Annotated in this window: 4 protein-coding genes and 1 pseudogene; all 5 read right to left on the bottom strand. The window is 70.4% G+C overall.

Going from position 1 to position 4,293, the window contains the following annotated elements:
• Nucleotides 1–310, bottom strand: a pseudogene (locus tag A5648_RS02205) (N-acetylglucosamine-6-phosphate deacetylase); the annotation flags it as partial.
• Entirely contained in the window at nt 301–1,710 is a 1,410-nt protein-coding gene (locus tag A5648_RS02200) for a sugar porter family MFS transporter (RefSeq protein ID WP_428844299.1), read from the bottom strand. The gene A5648_RS02200 and the pseudogene A5648_RS02205, both read right to left, overlap by 10 nt.
• A 45-nt stretch (nt 1,711–1,755) precedes the next feature.
• Nucleotides 1,756–2,151 (bottom strand): DUF4345 domain-containing protein, encoded by a 396-nt coding sequence (locus A5648_RS23885; RefSeq protein ID WP_165607288.1) that lies wholly within the window; start codon nt 2,149–2,151, stop codon nt 1,756–1,758.
• On the bottom strand, nt 2,148–3,371 hold the full coding sequence (locus A5648_RS02190) for a D-alanyl-D-alanine carboxypeptidase family protein (RefSeq protein WP_065022983.1): 1,224 nt from the start codon (nt 3,369–3,371) through the stop codon (nt 2,148–2,150). Before A5648_RS02190 ends, A5648_RS23885 begins: the two co-directional genes overlap by 4 nt.
• Before the next feature lie 81 nt (nt 3,372–3,452).
• On the bottom strand, nt 3,453–4,293 hold an 841-nt coding region (locus A5648_RS02185; RefSeq protein WP_065022982.1), incomplete at its 5' end, for an SMP-30/gluconolactonase/LRE family protein.

Here is a 4,293-nt window from a genome sequence, read left to right as displayed (position 1 = left end):
CGGCCAGGGTGCGTACTTGGGCCAGCAGCACCTCGGGGGCCGCGGTCACCAGGCTGGCCAGCCCGCCGGTGGTGCCGTGGAAAGCGTGCAGAGCAGCGGCGCGGTCGGCGTCGTCGGGGTAGGAGACGCCGTTGCCGCCGTGGCAGTGCAGGTCGACAAAGCCCGGCACCACAACGCAATCGGCGAAATCGTCGTCGGCGCGAACCGGTCCGGGCCCGCAATCGGTGATCCGCCCGTCATCGACCGAAAGCCAGCCGGGCCGGGCGACCCGGCCGTCGAGCACCACGGCGCCGGCAGCGATCACCGACACGCCGACGCACCGATCTCCGGCGCAGGCGCTTGGTCTGCCGGCCAGCGACCGCCGTTCTCCCAGAAGTGCCGGATGTCTTCGAGCTGGCGGCCTTTGGTCTCCGGGGCGTAGCGATACACGAAGGCCAGGCTCAACAGCGCCAGCGCGCCGAATACCGCGAACGTGCCGGCGCCGCCCAGCGAGGTGAGCATGGTCAAAAACACCGCGGCAACAACGGCATTGGCCGTGAGGTTCGAGGTCAGCATCGCCGAGGATCCCATCGAGCGCAGCCGCGCGGGCAGGCTCTCCCCGGCGTACACCCACACCAGCGACCCGAAACCGAAGGTGTAGCCCACGGTGAACAGCAGCACCCCGCCGAACTTGACCGCGGCCAGCGCGTCACCGAATCTCGGGCCGGCGGCGAAGACGGCGATCAGCAGCGCATTGGCGGCGACCATCGCGGTGATCCCGGACAGCAGGATGGGGCGGCGGCCCACCCGATCGATCAACCCCAGCGAGACCAACATCGCCGCCAGAGCGGCGACCTGCACCAGCGCCGGCAGCACCAGCAGCGCGAAATCGCCTTCAAAGCCCATCTTTTCGAACAGTCGGGGACTGTAATAGACGATCGCGTTGATCCCGGTGATCTGGACGAAAAAGCCCAACGTGACCACGAACAGCGTCGCCCGCAGATACGGCGGCCGCAGCATCTCGCGCAGCACTCCGACCCCGCCGGCCTGTTCCTCGCGTAACGTCCGGCTGATCTCGGCCAGCTCCCGTTGCGCATCGGCGTTCGGTTCGATCCGCTGCAGCGTGCGGTGCGCCTCCTCGACGCGGCCCTTGAGCAGATACCAGCGGGCGGTGTCGGGAATGCGGGCCAGCAACACCGTCACCAGCACGGCGGGTACCGCGGCCAGCCCCAGCATCGCCCGCCAGCTGCCGGTGCCGGCCAGCCAGTAGGCGCACAGGTAGCCGGCGATGATCCCGATCACGGTGGCCACGCCGTAGGTGACCAGCAGCGCGCCGCGGGCATCGGCCGGCGCCGACTCGGCCACGAACACCGGCACCACCACCACCGAGACTCCGATGGTGACGCCGAGCAGCAGGCGGGCCACGGTCAGCATCGGCACCGACGTCGACGCCGCGCCCAGCAGCGCGAAGACCGCGTAGGTGATCGCCACCGCGACCATCGAGTTCTTGCGCCCGATCGTATTCGCCAGCCAACCGCCCGCGGCGGCGCCGGCGATCTCGCCGATCACCGTGGCGGTGGCCACCATCTCCTGTTGGCCGGCGGTCAGCCCCAAGTCGGCCTCGATAAATAGCAGCGCGCCGGCGATATTGGACAGGTCATAGCCGTAGATGACGCCGACGCTGGCGGCGGCCACGCCGACCAGCAGTGCCAGCGGCGAGGATCGGCGCAGTTCCCCGATTCGGCCCATCTAGCTCACCGTAAGGGATGGGCCGGGCTAACCGGCAGGCGAGTTGCCGGGGTGTCGATCGGCCAAGGTTGCGTACCAGTACGTCAATCCGGCCGCCACGAACTCGACGACGCAGGCCGCGGTGAACGACGGGTGCGGCAGACCGACGTCGGCCATCGAGATCAGCCGGGCCACCCCCAGCAGCGCCATGGTGACGGCCAACAGCCGCACCGCCCCGGCCGGGATCTGCGGCCGCCGAAACGCCTCGAGGTAGCCGAGGCCGAACCCGATCAGCAGGGCACCGGCCGCCCGGCTCTCGCTGTCCACGGTCGCGTTCACCTGCTGGCCGTCCGGAATGGCATCCAGCGAGAACGCCATCCGGCTCACCCCGATCCCGATCAGCAGAAGCCCGGCGAGCCAACCGAACGCTCGCAGGGCCTTCACCACGATGAAGCTCGGCTGGGCCGGCGATTCACCGACCGGGCGCCCATGATGAGCGCGAACACGATGATCGTGCCGAAGATGCCGACCCCGACCCGTACCGGCACCGTGTCGTCGGCCGGTGTCAGCGCCAGGGCCTGGGGGTTCGGGCCGGCGGCGTCGGCGCGCGGCGCGATCAGCGCCGGGTCGGGTTCGATCAGGGTCCCGATCCGGGTGCCCGGCGGGGTGGCGAAGCCGTAGTCGAGCAGGTGCGCGGCCTGCTGCCACGGGGGGATCGGCTGCCGGGTGCCGCGCAGCAGCACCGCCACCAGCCGACGGCCGTCCCGGGTGGCAGCGCCGACGAACGTCTGCCCGGCGTCGTCGGTGTAGCCGGTCTTGCCGCCGAGGGCGCCCGGGTAGTTGTAGAGCAGCTGGTTGTCGTTCTCCAGGGTGTAGCCGGGCACGTCGCCGTAGCCGGGGAAGTCGAAGTTTCGGGTGCCGACGATGTTGGTGAACATCGGGTTGTTCCAGGCGTAGCGGTAGAACAGCCCGATGTCGTAGGCCGAAGTGCTCATGCCGGGCCCGTCCAGCCCGGAGGGGGTGGCGGCGCGGGTGTCGCGGCCGCCCAGCTTGGCGGCCAGGGAGTTGATCTTGTGTAGTGCCGCGTCCCATCCGCCGAGTTGCATGGCGAGGGCGTGGGCGGCGTCGTTGCCCGATCCCATCAGCAGCCCGTGCAGCAACTGGTTGACGGTGAAGTTGCCGCCGGGGCCGACGCCGACCCGGGTGCCTTCGGCGTTGGCGTCCTCCTGGGTACCGGGGACGACCTTGTTCAGATCCAGCTCGTTCAGCGACGCCATCGCGGTCAGCACCTTGATCACGCTGGCGGGCCGGTGGCGGCCGTGCGGGTCGCGGGCGGCGATCACCGCGCCGCTGTCCAGGTCGGCCACCAGCCAGGCCTCGGCGGAGACGTCGCCGGGCACCGGCGGGGTATCGGGTGCGGCGATGATCCCGCAGCCGGCCAGGGCCTCCCCGCCGACCGGAGTGGCCGGCACCGGCAGCGGCAGTGGCGCCTCGCCCGCCAGCGGCACCTCCGAGGCGTCCACCGCGGGCGGGGTGCTGACCTGGTAGGGGCAGCTGACGGTTCCCGCGTTGAGCCCCGGGGTGGGGTCGGCCGCTGCCAGAGGGGCGGCGGTGGCGAGGAAACCCGCTGTCACCAGGGCTGATACCGAGCGCACAACAGTCATCGTGTGTGCAGGGTAGGGCAACGGCGCCGAGTATCGGGGGAGCCACGCTGTGACTGGTGGGGCGCTTGTTACAGCGGGAGGCTACAGCCGGAAATAAGCCAGGCCCGATCCGCCGATGCGGCCCAGCCACAGCCGGTCACCGTTCTCGACCACCCCGGTCGCCAGGCCGAAGCCCGGGTCGGTGCTGCGGAACTGGCTGAGCACCCGGCCGTCGTCGGCGTCGAACCCGATCACCCATGCCCCCGACTTCACATCCGGCAGCCAGCGATAGGGCAGCAGCCGCCACAGCAGCGTTCGCAGCACCGGCGCGCGCGGGGTGAGCCACTCCGACACCGCGCTGCGGTCGGAGACCATCGCCACCCAGATCCGCCCGTCGCGCCCGGTGGAGATGTTGTCCGGATGGCCCGGCAGCTCGCTGACCAGCGCGGTGATCGAACCGCGGCGCGGCCCGGTCAGCCAGTACTTGGACAACCGGCACCCGGTGCTCTCGGCGAACACCACCGCCGATTCGTCGGCGGTCAGCGTGACGCCGTTGGCGAAGTGCAGACCCGATGCCAGCACGGTGGCCTTTCCGTCCGGGCTGAGCTGCAGCAGGGATCCGCTGGCGCGGGCCTCGATCACCGAGGCCTTGTAGTACTCGTAACGGAACCGGTCGGTGGACTCGGTGAAATAGATTGTGCCGTCGGAGGATTCGACCGCATTGGAACAGAACATCAGCGGCCGGCCGGCCACATGGCTGACCAGGGTCTCCAGCTGCCCGCTCTTCGGGTCGTAACGCAGCAGGCCGCGGTAGCTGTCGCAGATCAGCAGCCGATGATCGCGGGTGAAGGCCAGCCCCAGCGGGCGCCCGCCGGTGTTGGTCACCACCCTGGGCGCGGTGCCGTCGGGGCCGACGGCGATGATGCGCCCGTCCTCGACGCCG

The organism is Mycolicibacter sinensis, assembly GCF_001673565.1.
GTDB classification, from domain to species: domain Bacteria; phylum Actinomycetota; class Actinomycetes; order Mycobacteriales; family Mycobacteriaceae; genus Mycobacterium; species Mycobacterium sinense_C.
This window is presented reverse-complemented; position numbering and strand designations above follow the sequence as displayed.

Coding starts and splice junctions, on each gene's coding strand:
- A5648_RS02190 (WP_065022983.1), bottom strand. CDS start 3,371: ATGACTGTTGTGCGCTCGGTATCAGCCCTGGTGACAGCGGGTTTCCTC.